This window comes from Streptomyces sp. NPDC021012 (assembly GCF_044333355.1).
Lineage (GTDB): Bacteria > Actinomycetota > Actinomycetes > Streptomycetales > Streptomycetaceae > Streptomyces.
Map to the genome: position 1 here is coordinate 1 of NZ_JBIRQU010000015.1, position 19,005 is coordinate 19,005.

A 19,005-nucleotide genomic window follows, 5' to 3' on the forward strand; every position below is an offset into this window, starting at 1 on the left:
AACGCCCGGTTACATTCCGAACCCGGAAGCTAAGCCTTTCAGCGCCGATGGTACTGCAGGGGGGACCCTGTGGGAGAGTAGGACGCCGCCGAACACCTGCCCTTTTAGCTCAGTCGGTAGAGCGTCTCCATGGTAAGGAGAAGGTCAACGGTTCGATTCCGTTAAAGGGCTCCGAAATGAAAAGGCCCCCGCCTCTTGGCGGGGGCCTTTTCGCGTTTCCGGTGCGGCCGGAAGCAAAGAAGACGGCGCCCCCTCGTAAGGGGGCGCCGGGCGGATGGGGTCAGTGGGGGTCCGGTTCGCGGAGGCGCATCGCCAGGATGGCCATGTCGTCGGAGGCGGGGGCCTGGGCGAAGCGCTCGACGGCGCGGAGGACACGGGAGGCGACGGCGCCGGCCGTCAGGCCCGTACAGGTCCTGAGGACCTCGGCGAGGCCGTCGTCGCCCAACATGCGGGTGCCCTCGCGGCGTTCCGTCACGCCGTCCGTGACGCACAGGAGGACGTCGCCCGGGTCGAGCGTGATCGTCTGCTCGTACAGCTCCAGGTCCTCCATGACGCCCAGGAGCGGCTGCGGTTCGGCCGCGGGCTCCACCGTGCCGTCCGGGCGGAGGCGCAGCGGGAGGGGGTGGCCGGCGCAGACGACCTTGAGGATCGCCGAACCGTCCGGCTGCGGGCGCATCTCGCCGTAGAGGAGGGTCAGGAAGCGGCTGCGGGCGCCCTCGTCGAGGATCGCCGCGTTCAGCCGCTCCAGGACGGCAGGGCCGCCGAAGCCCTCGCGGGCCAGGAGGCGCAGGGCGTGGCGGGCCAGGCCGGTGACGGCGGCCGCCTCCGGGCCCGTGCCGCAGACGTCGCCGATGGCGAATCCGTACGCGCCGTCCCGGATGGGGAAGAGGTCGTAGAAGTCGCCTCCGACCTCGTTGCCCTCGCCGGCCGCGCGGTAGATGACGTCGACCTCGACGCCCGGGATCGCGGGGAGGCCGGGCGGGAGGAGGCTGCGCTGGAGGGACTGGCTGATCGCCACGCGCTCCGAGTAGAGGCGGGCGTTGTCCAGGGCGAGGGCGGCTCGGCGCGAGAGGTCCTCGGCGAGCTCCAGGATCTCCTGGCGGAAGTGGTCCTCCGAGGGCCTGCCGAGCGTCAGCATGCCGATGACCCGGTTGCGGGCGACCAGGGGCAGGACGACCGTCTCGCCGGCGACCGCGCTCGCGGTGGCCAGGGTGGTGTCGATGCCGGAGGAGAGCGGGCTCGCCGGGTGGTCGAGGGCGCGGACCGAGGCGGTCAGCGCGGCGCGGTGGGCGGCGTCGCCCGGGGCGGACCAGACGCGGGCGCCGGGGGTCGGCACCGGGTCGGGCGGGGCGATGGAGGAGAGCAGGTCCTTGAGTCCGTCGATGCGGTCCTCGTCCTCGTGGAGCACGTACGAGAGGTACGGGTCGGAGGCCTGGTCGGCGATCGTGTAGACCGCGCACCAGGTGGCGAGGGTGGGGACCGTCATCTGGGCCATGAGGGCCAGGGTCTGGTCGCGGTCGAGGGTGCCTGCCAGGAGGTCGGAGGCCTCGACGAGGAAGCTGAGGGAGCCGCGGCGGAGCCGTTCGAGTTCGCCGAGGCGGGCCGATTCGACGGCCAGGGCGATGCGGTCGGCGGCGAACTGGAGGCGCAGGGCCTCCTCGTTGGAGTAGCGGTTCGCGGATTCGGCCGCCACGCCGAGGGAGCCGGTGAGGCGGCCCTCGACCTTCAGGGGGACCGTCACCACCGAGCGCATGCCGGTGCCTTCGAGGAGGGGGACGGCGCCGGGGACGGCGGCCAGGTCCTCGTGGACGGCGGGCATGCGGGCGGAGCCGTAGCGGCTGGCGCCGGTCTCCACGGGGACGCGGGCGAAGCGCTGGCGGGCGGCCGGGAGTCCGGTGGTCGCGCGTACTTCGAGCTCGGTCTCGTCGTCGGTGGCGAGGAGGAGGAAGGCGGCGTCGCCGTCGAGCATGTCGCGGGCGCGTTCGACCGTGCGCTGGAGGAGGCCGTCGAGGTCGTCGGGGGCGGGGGAGCCGATGAAGACCTCGAAGGGGTCGGCGGCGCGGCTCTCGGTGCCCGGTTCGGCGACGGGGCGCTGCGGGGTCTGGAGGACGGCGCGCTCGTGCTCCCGTACGAGGAGGCAGACCGTGGAGGGTTCGCCCTGGGTGTCGCGGACCCTGAGGTGGGAGGCGTAGACGGGGACGACGCGGCCGTCGGCGCAACGGATGCCGTAGCTGCCCTCCCAGCGGGAGAGGCGGAGGGCCTCGGCGAGGCCGGTGCCGATGCCGGGGGTGTGGGGCCAGGCGGCGAGGTCGCCGAGGGGTTTGCCGGTGACCTGCTCGGAGTCGTATCCGAAGAGTTCCTCGGCGTCCTCGTTCCACGCGGTGATCGTGCCGCCGAGGTCGATCTGGGCGACGGCGACGCGGACGCGCGTCTCGGCGACCGGGAGGAGGGCGTCGGGGAGGACGGGGCCGGCGGAGCGGGTGCCCACCGGGCGCTGGGGGAGGTCGAGGTGGAACCAGACGTGCTTGCGGGTGGGGGAGTAGTCGACGCCCCAGCGGTGGGCGAGGGCGGCGCAGAGCAGCAGGCCGCGGCCGTTCTCGCGGTCCGGGCTGCCGAGGGAGCGGCCGCTTTGGACGGGGATCTCGCGCTCGGGGTAGCGGTCGGCGACCTCGATGCGGACGCTGTCGTCGGAGCGGAGGCAGAGGACCTCGGCCGAGGTGCCGGCGTGGATGACGGCATTGGTGACGAGCTCGCTGGTGAGGACGACGGCGTCGTCGACGAGCTCGGGGTGTCCCCAGCCCTGGAGGGTGTCTCTGACGAAGGCGCGGGCGGCCGCGACGGACCGCCCTTCGGGCTCGAAGCTGGCAGTCGCCCGCGCGGTGATCACAGCACTCCTCGTACGCGTCTCGACGCCCGGCTCTGCCATGCTCGGTCTGTCCCTCCCACTGCCCGGTGGTCGTGCGCGCACCACACCGTCCCCGCCGGGCGGACCGGGGCGGCTGGACAGCCGGATGCCAGGTTACTTACCTTCGCTGTCCGAGCGGATGCCGGTCATCGATGATTCCGTCCCTCGGGGGTAGGGACGCGGTGCGAAGCCGCCGAACTGTTATCGCCTGGTTCGGTCGCGGTGAAACACTGGGCAGGCTGACGGTGAGAGCCGGAGCGGTACGGTCGACCCCTTTCGGGAGGGACACGGTGGAGTCTGGCACGGCGGCGCGGCGCGGCGGAGGCAATGGCACGCGCGCGAGGGGCGGGCGTTCCCGTGGGGGGACGGTCCAGGTGGACGCGGCGGCGCTGGAGCGGCTGCTGGCCGCGCTGGTGTCGATGCGGGACGGGAACTTCCGCAGGCGTCTGACGGTGTCCGGCGAGGGGGTCATGGCGGAGATCTCCGCCGTGTTCAACGAGGTCGCCGACCGGCAGCTGCACGTGACGGGGGAGCTGTCGCGGGTCCGGCGGGTGGTCGGCCGTGAGGGCAAGCTGTCCGAGCGTCTGGAGGCGGGGGCCAGCGAAGGGGCGTGGGCGGCGGCGATCGAGGCCGCGAACGCGCTCGTCGACGAACTGGCCCGGCCGGTGTCCGAGGTGGGGCGGGTCCTGTCGGCGGTGGCCGAAGGCGATCTGGACCAGCGGATGGACCTGCGTTCGGAGGGTGCGGACGGGACCATCCGGCCGCTGCGCGGGGAGTTCCTGAAGGTCGCGCGTACCGCCAACAACCTCGTCGACCAGCTGTCGGTGTTCGCCTCCGAGGTGACGAGGGTCGCCGTCGAGGTGGGTACGGACGGCAAGCTGGGCGGGCAGGCGCAGGTGCGCGGGGTGTCCGGTTCGTGGAAGGACCTCACGGACTCCGTCAACACGATGGCGAACCGGCTGACGGCGCAGGTGCGGGACATCGCGCTGGTGACGACGGCGGTCGCGGACGGCGATCTGTCGCAGAAGGTCACGGCGAACGTCGCCGGCGAGATGCTGGAGCTGAAGAACACCGTCAACCGGATGGTGGACCAGCTGTCGTCGTTCTCCTCCGAGGTGACCCGCGTCGCGCGCGAGGTGGGTACGGAGGGCGAGCTCGGCGGTCAGGCCGAGGTGGCCGGGGTCGCGGGTGTGTGGAAGGACCTCACCGATTCCGTCAACACGATGGCGGGCAACCTCACCAACCAGGTGCGGGGCATCGCCGAGGTGACGACGGCGGTCGCCAACGGCGACCTGTCGCAGAAGGTGCGGGTCTCCGCGCGCGGTGAGATCGCCCAACTCGCCGACACCATCAACCAGATGACGGAGACGCTGCGGACGTTCGCCGACGAGGTGACCCGGGTGTCGGGTGAGGTCGGCGCGCAGGGTCTGCTCGGTGGTCAGGCGCAGGTGCCGGGTGCGGCGGGGACGTGGAAGGACCTCACGGACTCCGTCAACACGGTCTTCCGGAACATCACCACGCAGGTGCGGGACATCGCGCAGGTGACGACGGCGGTCGCCAACGGTGACCTGTCGCAGAAGGTCACGGTGGACGTGGCCGGCGAGATGCTGGAGCTGAAGAACACCGTCAACACGATGGTGGACCAGCTGTCGGCGTTCGGTTCCGAGGTGACCCGGGTGGCCCGGGAGGTCGGCGTCGAGGGTCTGCTCGGTGGTCAGGCCGAGGTACCGGGCGCGGCGGGCACGTGGAAGGACCTCACCGACTCGGTGAACACGGCCTTCCGCAACCTGACCGGTCAGGTGCGGGACATCGCGCAGGTGACGACAGCCGTGGCCAACGGTGACCTGTCGCAGAAGGTCACGGTGGACGTGGCCGGCGAGATGCTGGAGCTGAAGAACACCGTCAACACGATGGTGTCGCAGCTGTCGTCGTTCGCGGACCAGGTGACCCGGATGGCCCGGGACGTGGGCACGGAGGGCCGGCTCGGCGGTCAGGCGCGCGTGGACGGCGTCTCCGGGCGCTGGCGGGAGCTCACGGACTCCGTGAACTTCATGGCCGGGAACCTGACCTCGCAGGTGCGGCAGATCGCGCAGGTGACGACGGCCGTGGCGCGCGGTGACCTGTCGCAGAAGATCGACGTGGACGCGCGCGGCGAGATCCTGGAGCTGAAGAACACCATCAACACGATGGTCGACCAGCTCTCGGCCTTCGCGGACCAGGTGACCCGGGTGGCCCGCGAGGTGGGCACGGACGGGCGGCTCGGCGGTCAGGCGCAGGTGCCGGGCGTGGCCGGTGTGTGGCGGGACCTGACGGACTCGGTGAACGGCATGGCCGGCAACCTGACGACCCAGGTCCGCAACATCGCGCAGGTCGCCACGGCGGTCGCGCGCGGTGACCTGTCGCAGAAGATCGACGTGGACGCGCGCGGCGAGATCCTGGAGCTGAAGAACACCCTCAACACGATGGTGGACCAGCTGTCGAACTTCGCCGAGCAGGTGACCCGGGTGGCCCGCGAGGTGGGCACCGAGGGCATCCTCGGCGGCCAGGCCGAGGTGCAGGGTGTCTCGGGCACCTGGAAGGACCTCACCCAGTCGGTGAACGGCATGGCGAACAACCTCACCATCCAGGTGCGGAACATCGCCGAGGTCACGACCGCGGTCGCCATGGGCGACCTTTCGAAGAAGATCACGGTCGACGCCCGGGGCGAGATCCTGGAGCTGGTGACGACCGTCAACACGATGGTCGACCAGCTGTCGAACTTCGCCGACGAGGTCACGCGCGTGGCCCGCGAGGTGGGTACGGAGGGCATCCTCGGCGGCCAGGCACGCGTGCGCGGGGTCACCGGTACGTGGAAGGACCTCAGCGACAACGTCAACCTGATGGCCAACAACCTGACCAACCAGGTGCGGAACATCTCCCGGGTCTCGGCGGCCGTCGCCAACGGCGACCTGACGAAGAAGGTGACGGTCGAGGCGCGCGGCGAGGTCGCCGAGCTCGCCGAGACCGTCAACACGATGGTGACGACCCTGTCGTCCTTCGCGGACGAGGTCACGCGCGTGGCGCGCGAGGTGGGTACGGAGGGCGAGCTGGGTGGCCAGGCCCGGGTGCCGGGGGTCTCCGGCACGTGGAAGGACCTGACCGAGTCGGTGAACTCGATGGCCGACAACCTCACCGGTCAGGTGCGGCAGATCGCCGCCGTCACCACCGCCATCGCCAAGGGCGACCTCACCAAGAAGATCGACATCGACGCGCGCGGTGAGATCCAGGAGCTGAAGAACACCATCAACACGATGGTCGACCAGCTGTCGAACTTCGCCGAGGAGGTCACCCGGGTGGCCCGCGAGGTGGGCACCGACGGGCAGCTCGGCGGCCAGGCCCGGGTCAGGGACGTGGAGGGCACCTGGAGCGACCTCACCGACTCGGTGAACGAGATGGCCGGGAACCTCACCCGGCAGGTGCGGGCCATCGCGGCCGTCGCCACCGCGGTGACCCGCGGCGACCTCAACGTCAAGATCGACGGCGTGGACGCGGCCGGTGAGATCCAGGCGCTCCAGGACAACATCAACACGATGATCGCCAACCTGCGCGACACCACCCTCGCCAACGACGAGCAGGACTGGCTCAAGAGCAACCTGGCCCGCATCTCCGGCCTCATGCAGGGCCGCCGGGACCTGGACGACGTGGCCTCGCTCATCATGAGCGAGCTGACGCCGGTGGTCTCGGCCCAGCACGGCGCCTTCTTCGTCGCGATGCCGACGGGTTCCGCCCACGGCGACGCCGAACTCGTCGGCGAGGGCGACGGCTCGTACGAGCTGCGGATGCGCGGGAGTTACGGGTACTCCACCGGGTCCATGCCGACCTCGTTCCGCCCCGGAGAGACCCTCATCGGGACGGCCGCCGAGGAGAAGCGGACCATCCAGGTCAACGTGCCGCCGGGCTATCTGAAGATCTCCTCGGGGCTCGGGGAGGCCTCGCCGGCCCATGTGATCGTGCTGCCGGTGCTCTTCGAGGGCAAGGTCCTCGGGGTGATCGAGCTGGCCTCGTTCCAGCCGTTCACGCACATCCAGCGGGACTTCCTCAACCAGATCGCCGAGCTGATCGCCACCACGGTCAACACCATCAGCGTCAACACCAAGACCGAGGTGCTGCTCCAGCAGTCGCAGAAGCTGACCGAGCAGCTCAAGGAGCGCTCGGCCGAGCTGGAGCACCGGCAGAAGGAGCTCCAGGGCTCGAACCTGGAGCTGGAGGAGAAGGCGGAGCTGCTCGCCCGGCAGAACCGCGACATCGAGGTGAAGAACACCGAGATCGAGGAGGCCCGGCAGGTCCTGGAGGAGCGTGCGGAACAGCTCGCCGTCTCCATGCGGTACAAGTCGGAGTTCCTCGCCAACATGTCGCACGAGCTGCGCACGCCGCTCAACTCGCTGCTGATCCTCGCCAAGTTGCTCGCGGACAACGCCGAGACCAATCTGACGCCGAAGCAGGTCGAGTTCGCGGAGACCATCCACGGCGCCGGTTCGGACCTGCTCCAGCTGATCAACGACATCCTCGACCTGTCCAAGGTCGAGGCGGGCAAGATGGACGTCTCGCCGACCCGTATCGCGCTCGTCCAGCTCGTCGACTACGTGGAGGCCACCTTCCGGCCGCTCACGGCGGAGAAGGGCCTCGACTTCTCGGTGCGGGTCTCGCCCGAGCTGCCGGCCACGCTCCACACCGACGAGCAGCGGCTGCTCCAGGTCCTGCGCAACCTGCTGTCCAACGCGGTGAAGTTCACCGACACGGGCGCGGTGGAGCTGGTGATCCGGCCGGCCGCCGCGGACGTGCCGCAGTCGATCCGCGAGCAGCTCCTGGAGGCCGGTTCGCTGCGCGACCCGGAGGCCCCCCTGATCGCGTTCTCGGTCACCGACACCGGCATCGGGATCGCGGCCGGCAAGATGCGGGTCATCTTCGAGGCGTTCAAGCAGGCCGACGGCACGACCAGCCGGAAGTACGGCGGTACGGGCCTGGGGCTCTCGATCAGCCGGGAGATCGCGCGGCTGCTCGGCGGCGAGATCTTCGCCGCGAGCGAGCCCGGCCGCGGGTCGACGTTCACGCTCTATCTGCCGCTGAACCCGACGGAGCCGCAGTCGGGCGGCCACGGGCAGGGCGGGCAGGACGCCGAGGACCCGCAGCAGGGGGCCGAGGAGGGGGCGGCCGGCGCCGTCCACGCGTTCCCGCACTTCCCGCCGCCGTCCGTACGGACCGAGGCGCGGTCCGGGGCGGCGCTGTTCCGGCACCGGCGGAAGGCCGCGGCGGAGGCCACCGGGGTGCGGGAGACGGTCCCCGGGCAGCAGGCCGCGGCGGAGCGGGAGGAGCTGGTGGCCGAGCCGCGCCGCACGTTCGGCTTCTCCGGCGAGAAGGTGCTCATCGTCGACGACGACATCCGCAACGTCTTCGCGCTCACCAGCGTCCTGGAGCAGCACGGGCTCGCCGTGCTCTACGCCGAGAACGGGCGGGAGGGCATCGAGGTCCTGGAGCAGCACGACGACGTGAAGGTGGTGCTGATGGACATCATGATGCCGGAGATGGACGGGTACGCGACGACGACCGCGATCCGGCGGATGCCGCAGTTCGCGGGGCTGCCGATCATCGCGCTCACGGCGAAGGCGATGAAGGGCGACCGGGAGAAGGCGATCGAGTCCGGCGCCTCGGACTACGTGACCAAGCCGGTCGACCCCGACCACCTGCTGTCCGTGATGGAGCAGTGGATGCGGGGGGAGTGACTCCGGGCCGGGGGTCCGCGCCGCGCCCGGCGCGGACCCCCGGGCTCCGCCGGATCCCTCTGACGGACTGTCGCCAGGGGCGTGTGAGAGGGCGGGATACGGGGAACCTTCTGGTCTCCCACCGCGTTTCCGGTACGTGCACAGTGACATCGCGGTGACAGGGTGTGGCGACGGGCAGGGTGCGGCTACGATGACCGGCACAAGGACGGACGGCGCTAGGGAGTCGTCTTCTGGGGCGGCGCCCGGTGCTTCCCCCGGTTCGGGGGTCCGGGGAGAGCCGTTGCCGGGACGAGGAGGACGGGGCATGGTGCAGAAGGCCAAGATCCTCCTGGTCGATGACCGGCCGGAGAATCTGCTGGCGCTGGAGGCCATTCTCTCCGCGCTCGATCAGACGCTGGTGCGGGCATCGTCCGGGGAGGAAGCGCTCAAGGCGCTGTTGACGGACGACTTCGCGGTCATCCTGCTCGACGTCCAGATGCCGGGCATGGACGGTTTCGAGACCGCCGCGCACATCAAGCGGCGCGAGCGGACCCGGGACATCCCGATCATCTTCCTCACCGCCATCAACCACGGCCCGCACCACACCTTCCGTGGGTACGCGGCCGGGGCGGTCGACTACATCTCGAAGCCCTTCGACCCGTGGGTGCTGCGTGCCAAGGTCTCCGTCTTCGTCGAGCTCTACATGAAGAACTGCAAGCTGCGCGAGCAGGCCGCCCTGCTGCGGCTGCAGTTGGAGGGCGGCGGCGAGGGCGGTCACGGCAAGGAGTCCGCGGGACTGCTCGCCGAGCTCTCCGCGCGGCTCGCCGCCGTCGAGGAGCAGGCCGAGGCCCTGTCGAAGCAGCTCGACGACGACTCCGCCGACGCGGCCGCCGTCGCCACCGCCGCGCACCTGGAGCGCAAGCTCACCGGGCTGCGCCGGGCCCTGGACGCGCTGGAGCCGGGCACGGGCGCCACGCCGACGCTGCCCGCCCAGAGCTGACGCACCGTCATCGTGCCCTCGCGCGCGGTGGGGATCCTCGTGATGCGGCGTCAGCATCGCGCCCGGGCGCGGACGACACGAACGGGTGAGGCGGACAGCCGGTCTCCACACCGGTAACCTCGGCATCATGGCTTCACGTACGTCCGGCAAGGGTTCCCAGGGCACGGCGAACACCGCAAAACCGCGCGCCGGCCGGACGACGGGCGCCGCGAAGAAAGCGGCGCCCGCGAAGAAGTCCCCCGCCAAGCCGCCCGCGAAGAAGGCGCCGGCCAAGAAGGCCGCGCCCGCCAAGCGCGCGCCCGCGCGGAAGACCGCCGCGAAGAAGGCCGCGCCCCGGCCCGCCCCGTCCCCGACCGGGGGCGTCTACCGGCTCGCGCGCGGCGCCTGGCTCGGCATCGCCCACGGGATCGGGGCGATGCTCCGGGGGATAGGACGCGGCGCCAAGGGCCTCGACCCCGCCCACCGCAAGGACGGGCTCGCGCTGCTCCTCCTCGGCCTCGCGCTGATCGTCGCCGCCGGCACCTGGTCCAATCTGCGCGGCCCGGTCGGCGACCTCGTCGAGATGCTGGTCACCGGCTCCTTCGGCCGGCTCGACCTGCTCGTACCGCTGCTCCTCGGCGCGATGGGCGTCCGGCTGATCCTCTACCCGGAGCGGCCCGAGGCCAACGGCCGGATCAGCATCGGCCTCTCCGCGCTCGTCGTCGGCGTCCTCGGCCAGGTGCACATCGCCTGCGGTTCGCCGGGGCGCGGCGACGGCAGCGCGGCCATGCAGGACGCCGGCGGACTCATCGGCTGGGCCGCGTCCCAGCCCCTCGTCTTCATGATGGGCGAGGTCCTCGCCGTACCGATGCTGGTGCTGCTCACCGTCTTCGGGCTCCTCGTGGTCACCGCCACTCCGGTCAACGCGATCCCGCAGCGGCTGCGCGCGCTCGGCGCCAGGCTGGGCATCGTCGAGCTCCCGTACGACCCGGCGGAGGACGGGGGGCACGGGGGCCGGCCGGAGCACGAGGGGTACGACGAGGACTGGCGGGACGCGGGACCGCGCCCCGCGCGGCCCGTCCGGCGCCGCGCGTCCGGGCCGGCGGAGCCGTACGACGTGGACCGGGCCGAGGCGGAGATGCTGGAGCGGCGCGGCCGCTCGGCCCGCCGGACCTCCGCGCGCGAGGACTTCGGCACCGGCCTGGACCCGGTGGACGTCGCCGCGGCCGCCGCCGCGGCGCTCGACGGTGCCGTGCTGAACGGGATGCCGCCCTCGCCGATCGTCGCCGACCTGACGAAGGACGTCACCGCGGAGCGGAAGGCCGCCCTGGCGGCGTCCGCTCCCGAGGAGAAGGCCGCGCCCGTGCCGCCGGCCCGCGGAGGAGACCGTTCCGGCGGGGGCGTGCCCGATCTGACGAAGCCGGCGCCCGAGCCGACGGACCTGCCGCCCCGCGCCGAGCAGCTCCAGCTCGCGGGCGACATCACGTACTCCCTGCCGTCGATGGACCTGCTGGAGCGCGGCGGTCCCGGCAAGACCCGCAGCGCGGCCAACGACGCCGTCGTCGACGCGCTCTCCAACGTCTTCGCCGAGTTCAAGGTCGACGCGGCCGTCACCGGCTTCACGCGCGGTCCGACGGTCACGCGGTACGAGGTCGAGCTCGGCCCGGCCGTGAAGGTCGAGAAGATCACGGCCCTGACCAAGAACATCGCCTACGCCGTGGCCTCGCCCGACGTACGGATCATCTCGCCGATCCCCGGCAAGTCCGCGGTCGGCATCGAGATCCCGAACAGCGACCGCGAGATGGTCAACCTCGGAGACGTGCTGCGGCTCGCGGACGCGGCGGGCGACGACCATCCGATGCTGGTCGCGCTCGGCAAGGACGTCGAGGGCGGCTACGTGATGGCCAACCTGGCGAAGATGCCGCACATCCTGGTCGCCGGTGCCACCGGCTCCGGCAAGTCCTCCTGCATCAACTGCCTCATCACCTCGGTGATGATAAGAGCGACCCCCGAGGACGTCCGGATGGTGCTCGTCGACCCCAAGCGGGTCGAGCTCACCGCCTACGAGGGCATCCCGCACCTGATCACCCCGATCATCACCAACCCCAAGAAGGCCGCCGAGGCCCTCCAGTGGGTCGTGCGCGAGATGGACCTGCGCTACGACGACCTGGCCGCCTTCGGCTACCGGCACATCGACGACTTCAACCAGGCCATCCGGGACGGCAAGATCAAGCTGCCCGAGGGCAGCGAGCGCGAGCTCAACCCGTACCCGTACCTGCTGGTGATCGTCGACGAGCTCGCCGACCTCATGATGGTCGCGCCCCGCGACGTCGAGGACTCGATCGTCCGCATCACCCAGTTGGCCCGCGCCGCCGGCATCCACCTCGTGCTCGCCACCCAGCGGCCGTCCGTGGACGTCGTCACCGGTCTGATCAAGGCGAACGTGCCCTCGCGGCTCGCCTTCGCCACCTCCTCGCTCGCCGACAGCCGGGTCATCCTCGACCAGCCCGGCGCCGAGAAGCTCATCGGCAAGGGCGACGGGCTCTTCCTGCCGATGGGCGCCAACAAGCCCGTCCGCATGCAGGGCGCGTTCGTCACCGAGGACGAGGTCGCGGCGATCGTGCAGCACTGCAAGGACCAGATGACACCCGTCTTCCGGGACGACGTCACCGTCGGCACCAAGCAGAAGAAGGAGATCGACGAGGACATCGGCGACGACCTCGACCTGCTGTGCCAGGCCGCCGAGCTGGTCGTCTCGACGCAGTTCGGCTCCACCTCGATGCTCCAGCGCAAGCTGCGCGTGGGCTTCGCGAAGGCCGGCCGGCTGATGGACCTGATGGAGTCCCGGAACATCGTCGGGCCGTCCGAGGGTTCGAAGGCGCGCGACGTGCTCGTGAAGCCGGACGAGCTGGACGGGGTCCTCGCCGTCATCCGGGGGGAGTCGGGGGAGTAGTCCGGGTGTGCCGACGGCGAGGCGGGGTACCCGTTCGAGACCGGGCCGAGACTCACTCGTAAGGGAACGGAGGGCAACCGTTTCCCCTGGCCGTACGTCAAGTTGGACGGTGGGACAGAAGGATGTCCCAGCCTCATGGCGTACAAACAGCACCCGCCCGGTTGCCCCACCCTTTCGTACCACCCATAGACTGAACGTCCAGCAGGTGGCTACACGCTCGAAAGGCGCTCTCGTGTCCATCGGCAACTCCCCCGAAGACGACCGGACCTTCCCGGCAGACGACCGGGATTCCATCGGTCGCGCTCTCCAGCAGGCCCGAATCGCCGCCGGTCTCACCGTCGAAGAGGTCAGTGCCTCCACCCGTGTCCGGATTCCGATCGTGCACTCGATCGAGGAGGACGACTTCTCGCGCTGTGGCGGCGACGTCTACGCCCGCGGCCACATCCGTACCCTCGCGCGCGCCGTCGGTCTCGACCCGGCTCCGCTGATCGAGCAGTACGACGCCGAGCACGGTGGCCGTCCCGCGCCCACCCCCGCCGCCCCGCTCTTCGAGGCGGAACGCATCCGCCCCGAGCCGCGCAGGCCCAACTGGACCGCCGCGATGGTCGCGGCCATCGTCGCCGTCGTCGGTTTCGTCGGCTACACGATGTTCAACGGGAACGACACCACGGCGGGGACCACCGTGGCCGACGGCGGCCCGGCGCCCGCGCCGGAGAAGGCGACGTCCGCCGCCAAGCCGAAGCCCGTCAAGCCCGCGCCCAAGCCCACCGAGAGCGCGATCGCGGCCGTCCCGCAGGACAAGGTCACGGTCAAGCTCTCCGCGATCGACGACAAGAGCTGGATCTCGGCCAAGGCGCACGACGGCAAGCTCCTCTTCGACGGGCTCCTCCTCAAGGGCGAGTCCAAGACCTTCCAGGACGACGAGCGCGTCGATCTCGTCCTCGGCAACGCCGGTGCGATCGAGCTCTACGTGAACGGCAAGAAGCTCGAGGACAAGTTCGAATCCGGCCAGGTCGAGCGGCTCAGCTACACCAAGGGCGACCCCGAGGCCGGCTGAGCCCCGCAGCACCCCGTGTGATGTGACCTCTGTCGCGCAGGTGAACCCTGCGCGACGGGGGAACGGCCGGGACGAAGTAGTCTTGAGTCCATGCCCGAACGCCGTACCGTCGCCCTTGTCACTCTTGGCTGCGCCCGTAACGAGGTGGACTCGGAGGAGCTCGCAGGCCGCTTGGCAGCGGACGGCTGGGAGCTCGTCGAGAACGCCGAGGACGCGGATGTCGCCGTCGTCAACACCTGTGGATTCGTCGAAGCCGCCAAGAAGGACTCCGTCGACGCCCTCCTCGAAGCCAATGATCTGAAGGACCACGGCAAGACCCAGGCCGTCGTCGCCGTCGGCTGCATGGCCGAGCGCTACGGCAAGGAGCTCGCCGAAGCCCTCCCGGAGGCCGACGGCGTCCTCGGCTTCGACGACTACGCCGACATCTCCAACCGCCTCCAGACCATCCTCAGCGGTGGCAGTGTCGAGGCCCATACCCCCCGTGACCGGCGCAAGCTGCTGCCGCTGTCCCCCGTGGAGCGCCAGGAGGCCGCCGCGACCGTGGCCCTGCCCGGACACGGCACCGTGGACGCCCCCGAGAACGTGCCGAGCGACCTGCCCGAGGGCCTCGCGCCCGCCTCCGGGCCTCGCGCGCCGCTCCGCCGCCGCCTGGACACCAGCCCCGTCGCCTCCGTGAAGCTGGCCTCCGGCTGCGACCGCCGCTGCTCCTTCTGCGCCATCCCCTCCTTCCGCGGCTCCTTCGTCTCCCGCCGTCCCTCGGACGTGCTGAACGAGACGCGCTGGCTCGCCGAGCAGGGCGTGAAGGAGGTCATGCTGGTCTCCGAGAACAACACCTCCTACGGCAAGGACCTCGGCGACATCCGGCTCCTGGAGAGCCTGCTGCCCGAGCTGGCCGCCGTGGACGGCATCGAGCGCGTCCGCGTCAGCTACCTCCAGCCCGCCGAGATGCGCCCGGGCCTGATCGACGTCCTCACGTCGACCGAGAAGGTCGTGCCCTACTTCGACCTGTCCTTCCAGCACAGCGCCCCCGACGTGCTGCGGGCCATGCGCCGCTTCGGCGACACCGACCGCTTCCTGGAGCTCCTGGAGACCATCCGCTCCAAGGCGCCCACGGCCGGTGCCCGGTCCAACTTCATCGTCGGCTTCCCCGGCGAGACCGAGGCGGACTTCGCCGAGCTGGAACGCTTCATCACCCACGCGCGCCTCGACGCCATCGGCGTCTTCGGCTACTCGGACGAGGACGGCACCGAGGCCGCCACGTACGAGCACAAGCTCGACCAGGACGTCGTCGACGAGCGCCTGGCCCACCTCTCCCGGCTCGCCGAGGAGCTCACCGCGCAGCGCGCGGAGGAGCGGATCGGAGAGACCCTGGAAGTACTCGTCGAGTCCGAGTCGGACGACGAGGACGAGGCGGGCGGCTGGATCGGCCGCGCGGCCCACCAGGCGCCCGAGACCGACGGACAGGTGCTCCTGCTCACCACGGACGGGGGTGCGGGCCCCGAGCTCGCCCCGGGCCGTATGGTCAGGGCGAAGGTCGTCGGCACGGAGGGCGTCGACCTGGTGGCCGAGTGTCTTTTCGAGGAGGCGGGCAGATGACCGGAGTCCCGGCATCCGCGACGGGCGGGACCGGTAGGCCGGCGCCCCGCGGCAAGCTGGGCGCGGCGGCCGTCAACCAGGCCAGCCTGTGGAACATCGCGAACATCCTCACCATGATCCGGCTCGTCCTCGTGCCGGGCTTCGTGGTGCTGCTGCTCCAGGACGGCGGGCACGACCCCGTGTGGCGGGCCTGGGCCTGGGCGGCGTTCGCGGTGGCCATGATCACGGACGTCTTCGACGGGCACCTCGCCCGTGCGTACAACCTGGTCACCGACTTCGGGAAGATCGCCGACCCGATCGCCGACAAGGCGATCATGGCGGCCGGACTCGTCTCGCTGTCCTCGCTCGGGGACCTGCCCTGGTGGGTCACCGGGGTCATCCTCGCCCGGGAGCTCGGGATCACCCTGATGCGGTTCTGGGTCATCCGGCACGGGGTCATCCCGGCCAGCCGCGGCGGCAAGATGAAGACGCTCGCCCAGGGCACGGCCGTCGGCATGTACGTCCTCGTGCTCACCGGTCCCCTGGCCACCCTCCGCTTCTGGGTGATGGCGGTGGCCGTCGTGCTGACGGTCGTCACCGGTCTGGACTACGTGCGACAGGCCGTCGCCTTGAGGCGCAAGGGACTCGCGGTGGAGCGGGCGGCGGCGCGGTCGGAGACGGCGACGCGATGACCGAGGCCGCCCGGGTGCTGGCGCTGCTTGCGGAGCGTGACCAGACGCTGGCCGCCGCGGAGTCGCTCACGGGCGGTCTGGTGGCCGCCGAGCTCACCGGCGTGCCCGGCGCCTCGGCGTCCTTCCGGGGGTCGGTCACGGCTTACGCCACGACCCTCAAGTGCGAGCTCCTCGGCGTCGACGGGGCCTTGCTCGCGGAGCGCGGAGCGGTGGATCCGGAGGTCGCGCTGCAGATGGCGGCGGGTGTACGGGACCGGCTCGGCGCCGACTGGGGCATCTCGACGACCGGGGTCGCGGGCCCCGCCCCGCAGGACGGTCAGCCCGTCGGAACCGTCTACGTGGCCGTCGCCGGCCCCGCCACGACGAGCGCCCGCGCCGGGAAAGTGGTGTCGTTGAGGTTGAACGGCGACCGTACGGAAATCCGTAGAGAGAGCGTACGGAGCGTACTGGAACTGCTCCGTGAGGAACTCTCGGGAAATGCGCGGGCACAGGATACGGAACACAACGGGGGGATTTGATGTTTGCAGCCCTGAGTGAACACGACATCGCTCCCCGCACGGCCGCGGCGCGAGGCGGTACGGTGGGGCGTGAAGGATGCGGCTACGCGGTCCGAGGAGGGAGCCACCGATGATTCTGCTCCGTCGCCTGCTGGGTGACGTGCTGCGTCGGCAGCGCCAGCGCCAGGGCCGTACTCTGCGCGAAGTCTCCTCGTCCGCCCGAGTCTCGCTCGGCTATCTCTCCGAGGTGGAGCGGGGGCAGAAGGAGGCTTCCTCCGAGCTGCTCTCCGCGATCTGCGACGCGCTGGATGTACGGATGTCCGAGCTCATGCGCGAAGTGAGTGACGAACTGTCGCTGGCCGAACTGGCCGAGTCGGCAGCGGCGAGCGAACCGGTGCCGACGCCGGTGCGCCCGATGCTCAATTCGGTGTCGGTGACGTCGGTGGCCGGTGTGCCCACCGGGCGGGTGACCATCAAGGCGCCCGCCGAAGCGGTGGACGTCGTCGCTGCCTGAACCGAAGCGGGGTAAAGCCCCGGTCGGTGCCTCTTCGTGGGGCGCTGACCGGGGCTTTTCTCATTTCCGGGTACTTTGAGGCGGTTTTCCTGAGATGCCGGGTTCCGGTGTGGCGTGCCATGGTGGGAGGGACGTACGACTGGGCCGTGTGCGCCGGGGTTGCCACCGGTGCGCCCTCCCGCAGGGTGATCCTGCCGGTCTAGCGTCGACCGCAGGAGGCGGCCATGGTACGGCGACGGGTTCCGCTGGTGACGCTCGCGCTGTTCGCGTGCGGCCTCGCCGCCGGAGGGCTCTGGTGGTGGGCGGTGCTGCGCCTGCTGCTCGTACCGGCGGAGACCGGGCCGGTCGAGGGAGCGGTGGCCGCGGGCGGCTGGGGGCTGAGCCTGCTGCCGGTGCACGTGGCGGCCTCGTCGGGGCGGCGGGTTCCCGGTCCGCCGGCCCGGGGCGTCACCAGGGCATCGCGACACCGCCGTTGGGGCGGAGGATCTGACCGGTCGTGAACGCGGAGGCGTCGGAGGCGAGGTACAGGACCGCGTGCGCGATGTCCTCGGCCTCGCCGACCCGGCCCAGCGGTGAGTGACGGACCATCGCGGCCTCGGCCTGCTCCTGGGCGGCGGGCTCGTGGCGGTCCGTCATCGGGGTGCGGATCCAGCCCGGGGCGATCGCGTTGACCCGGATGCCGCGCGGGCCCGCCTCCGTCGCCAGGGTCTTCGTCAGCTGGACCACGGCCGCCTTGGTGACGCTGTAGCAGAGCAGGCCCGGACTCGCGGTGTCCATCGCGCCCGAGGCCATCGTCACGATCGAACCGGGGACGCCGGCGTCGATCATCGAACGGGCCGCCTCCTGGCATGCGTACAGCACGCCCTTGAAGTTGACGGCGAGGACGCGGTCGAGGTCCTCGTCCCGGGTCTCCAGGACCGTGCTCGTGTGCATGATTCCCGCGATGGCGGCCATGACGTGCAGGGGGCCGGCGGCCCGGACGGCCGCCGCCAGGGCGGGCCGGTCGGTGACGTCCAGGGGGTGGATGTGCGCGGTCCCGCCCTGCCGGGCGATCAGCGCCGCGGTCTCCTTCAGGCCGCCCTCGTCGCGGTCGGCGCAGTGGACGGTGGCGCCGGCGCGGGCCAGGAGGGCCGCCGTGGCGCGGCCGATGCCGCTCGCGGCGCCGGTGACGAACGCGGTGCGGCCGGTCAGGTCGTATGCCGGGAGCGCCCGTGGCGGTGGAGTCGTCGTCATGTCCGGACCGTACGACCGGATCTGACGGGTCGTCAATTGTCGTGCGGGGCGGCGGAGGGCCCTTTTCGGCAGTCGGAGGGTCCTCTTTGGCAGCCCGGGCACCAGTACGTGACCCGGTCGCCCAGCTCCGCCTTCCGGATCGCGGTGCCGCAGCGGAGGCAGGACCGGCCCTCGCGGCCGTAGACGTGGAGCGGGGTGCCGGGGCGGCGCGTGGTCGTGGTGCGCCGGTCCGGACGGTCCTTGTTGGCCTCCAGGAGGCGGTGGGCCGTGGCGACCAGGCGGGCCGGGACCTCGGGGGCGAGCTCACCGACCGGGAGCCAGGGGGTGACGGCGGCCAGGAACGCCAGCTCCGACTTGTACACGTTGCCGATGCCGGCCAGGTTGCGCTGGTCGAGCAGGGCCTCGCCCAGCGTTCTCGCCGGGTCGGCGACGAGCCGTCGTACGGCCTCCTCGGGATCCCAGTCCGGGCCGAGCAGGTCGGGGCCGAGATGGCCCACGAGGGCCGCCTCCTCGGCGGTACGGATGAGATCGAGGACCGGCAGGCGGTAGCCGTACGCGGTGGACTCGGCGTTCCCGAGGATCGCCCGGATCTGGTGCTCGGGGCCGCCGCGCGGGCGCTCCCCGGTGGCGTACACCCGCCACGCGCCGTCCATCCGCAGATGCGAGTGGAGGGTGAGCCCGCCCTCGACGCGGGCGAGCAGGTGCTTGCCGCGCGGGGTGACGTCGAGGAGCGTGCGGCCGGTGAGGTCGGCGGTCGCGAACCGGGGCACGCGGAGGTCGGCGCGGGTGAGGACCCGCCCGGCGAGCGCGGCATGCAGGCGGTGGGCGGTCTGCCAGACGGTGTCTCCTTCGGGCATGGGTC

Annotated in this window: 12 protein-coding genes, 1 tRNA gene and 1 rRNA gene; 11 read left to right on the forward strand and 3 right to left on the reverse strand. The window is 71.3% G+C overall.

Features of this window, described 5'->3' with window-relative positions:
- Both rrf and ACH4TP_RS33825 read left to right on the forward strand, forming a co-directional pair.
- A 5S ribosomal RNA gene (rrf, locus tag ACH4TP_RS33820) occupies positions 1-94 on the forward strand; the annotation flags it as partial.
- 4 nt (positions 95-98) lie between these two features.
- Positions 99-171: transfer RNA gene (locus ACH4TP_RS33825), tRNA-Thr, on the forward strand.
- A gap of 109 nt (positions 172-280) precedes the next feature.
- On the opposite strand, the gene ACH4TP_RS33830 is transcribed toward ACH4TP_RS33825, so the two are convergent.
- Positions 281-2,926 (reverse strand): SpoIIE family protein phosphatase, encoded by a 2,646-nt coding sequence (locus ACH4TP_RS33830; RefSeq protein ID WP_389236532.1) that lies wholly within the window; start codon positions 2,924-2,926, stop codon positions 281-283.
- Positions 2,927-3,195: 269 nt separating this feature from the next.
- On the opposite strand from ACH4TP_RS33830, the gene ACH4TP_RS33835 reads away from it, so the two are divergent.
- From ACH4TP_RS33835 to ACH4TP_RS33875, 9 genes are all read left to right on the forward strand, one after another.
- Entirely contained in the window at positions 3,196-8,664 is a 5,469-nt protein-coding gene (locus tag ACH4TP_RS33835; RefSeq protein WP_398440098.1) for a HAMP domain-containing protein, read from the forward strand.
- A 304-nt stretch (positions 8,665-8,968) separates the two neighbouring features.
- Positions 8,969-9,643, forward strand: coding sequence for a two-component system response regulator (locus ACH4TP_RS33840; protein ID WP_389236536.1), 675 nt, complete (start codon positions 8,969-8,971; stop codon positions 9,641-9,643).
- Positions 9,644-9,770: 127 nt separating this feature from the next.
- Positions 9,771-12,575, forward strand: coding sequence for a DNA translocase FtsK (locus ACH4TP_RS33845; RefSeq protein WP_398440099.1), 2,805 nt, complete (start codon positions 9,771-9,773; stop codon positions 12,573-12,575).
- A gap of 232 nt (positions 12,576-12,807) precedes the next feature.
- Positions 12,808-13,632: a helix-turn-helix domain-containing protein gene (locus tag ACH4TP_RS33850; protein WP_398190962.1), complete on the forward strand. Its 825-nt coding sequence runs from the start codon at positions 12,808-12,810 to the stop codon at positions 13,630-13,632.
- Positions 13,633-13,722: 90 nt separating this feature from the next.
- A complete protein-coding gene (gene rimO / locus ACH4TP_RS33855; protein WP_398190959.1) occupies positions 13,723-15,228 on the forward strand; it encodes a 30S ribosomal protein S12 methylthiotransferase RimO in 1,506 nt (501 codons plus the stop codon).
- Positions 15,225-15,899, forward strand: a complete 675-nt coding sequence (pgsA, locus tag ACH4TP_RS33860; RefSeq protein WP_389236544.1) for a CDP-diacylglycerol--glycerol-3-phosphate 3-phosphatidyltransferase — start codon at positions 15,225-15,227, stop codon at positions 15,897-15,899. Before rimO ends, pgsA begins: the two co-directional genes overlap by 4 nt.
- Positions 15,896-16,417, forward strand: a complete 522-nt coding sequence (locus ACH4TP_RS33865) for a CinA family protein (protein WP_389236546.1) — start codon at positions 15,896-15,898, stop codon at positions 16,415-16,417. Before pgsA ends, ACH4TP_RS33865 begins: the two co-directional genes overlap by 4 nt.
- A 109-nt stretch (positions 16,418-16,526) precedes the next feature.
- Positions 16,527-16,910: a helix-turn-helix domain-containing protein gene (locus tag ACH4TP_RS33870; protein ID WP_024758922.1), complete on the forward strand. Its 384-nt coding sequence runs from the start codon at positions 16,527-16,529 to the stop codon at positions 16,908-16,910.
- Positions 16,911-17,134: 224 nt separating this feature from the next.
- Positions 17,135-17,410 (forward strand): hypothetical protein, encoded by a 276-nt coding sequence (locus tag ACH4TP_RS33875; RefSeq protein ID WP_398190954.1) that lies wholly within the window; start codon positions 17,135-17,137, stop codon positions 17,408-17,410.
- Here the strand turns inward: ACH4TP_RS33875 and ACH4TP_RS33880 are convergent.
- Both ACH4TP_RS33880 and ACH4TP_RS33885 read right to left on the reverse strand, forming a co-directional pair.
- Entirely contained in the window at positions 17,358-18,143 is a 786-nt protein-coding gene (locus ACH4TP_RS33880) for an SDR family NAD(P)-dependent oxidoreductase (protein ID WP_389236550.1), read from the reverse strand. The two genes, ACH4TP_RS33875 and ACH4TP_RS33880, sit on opposite strands and share 53 nt — an antisense overlap.
- A gap of 32 nt (positions 18,144-18,175) precedes the next feature.
- Entirely contained in the window at positions 18,176-19,000 is an 825-nt protein-coding gene (locus ACH4TP_RS33885; RefSeq protein ID WP_398440100.1) for a DNA-formamidopyrimidine glycosylase family protein, read from the reverse strand.
- Positions 19,001-19,005: the final 5 nt, after the last annotated feature.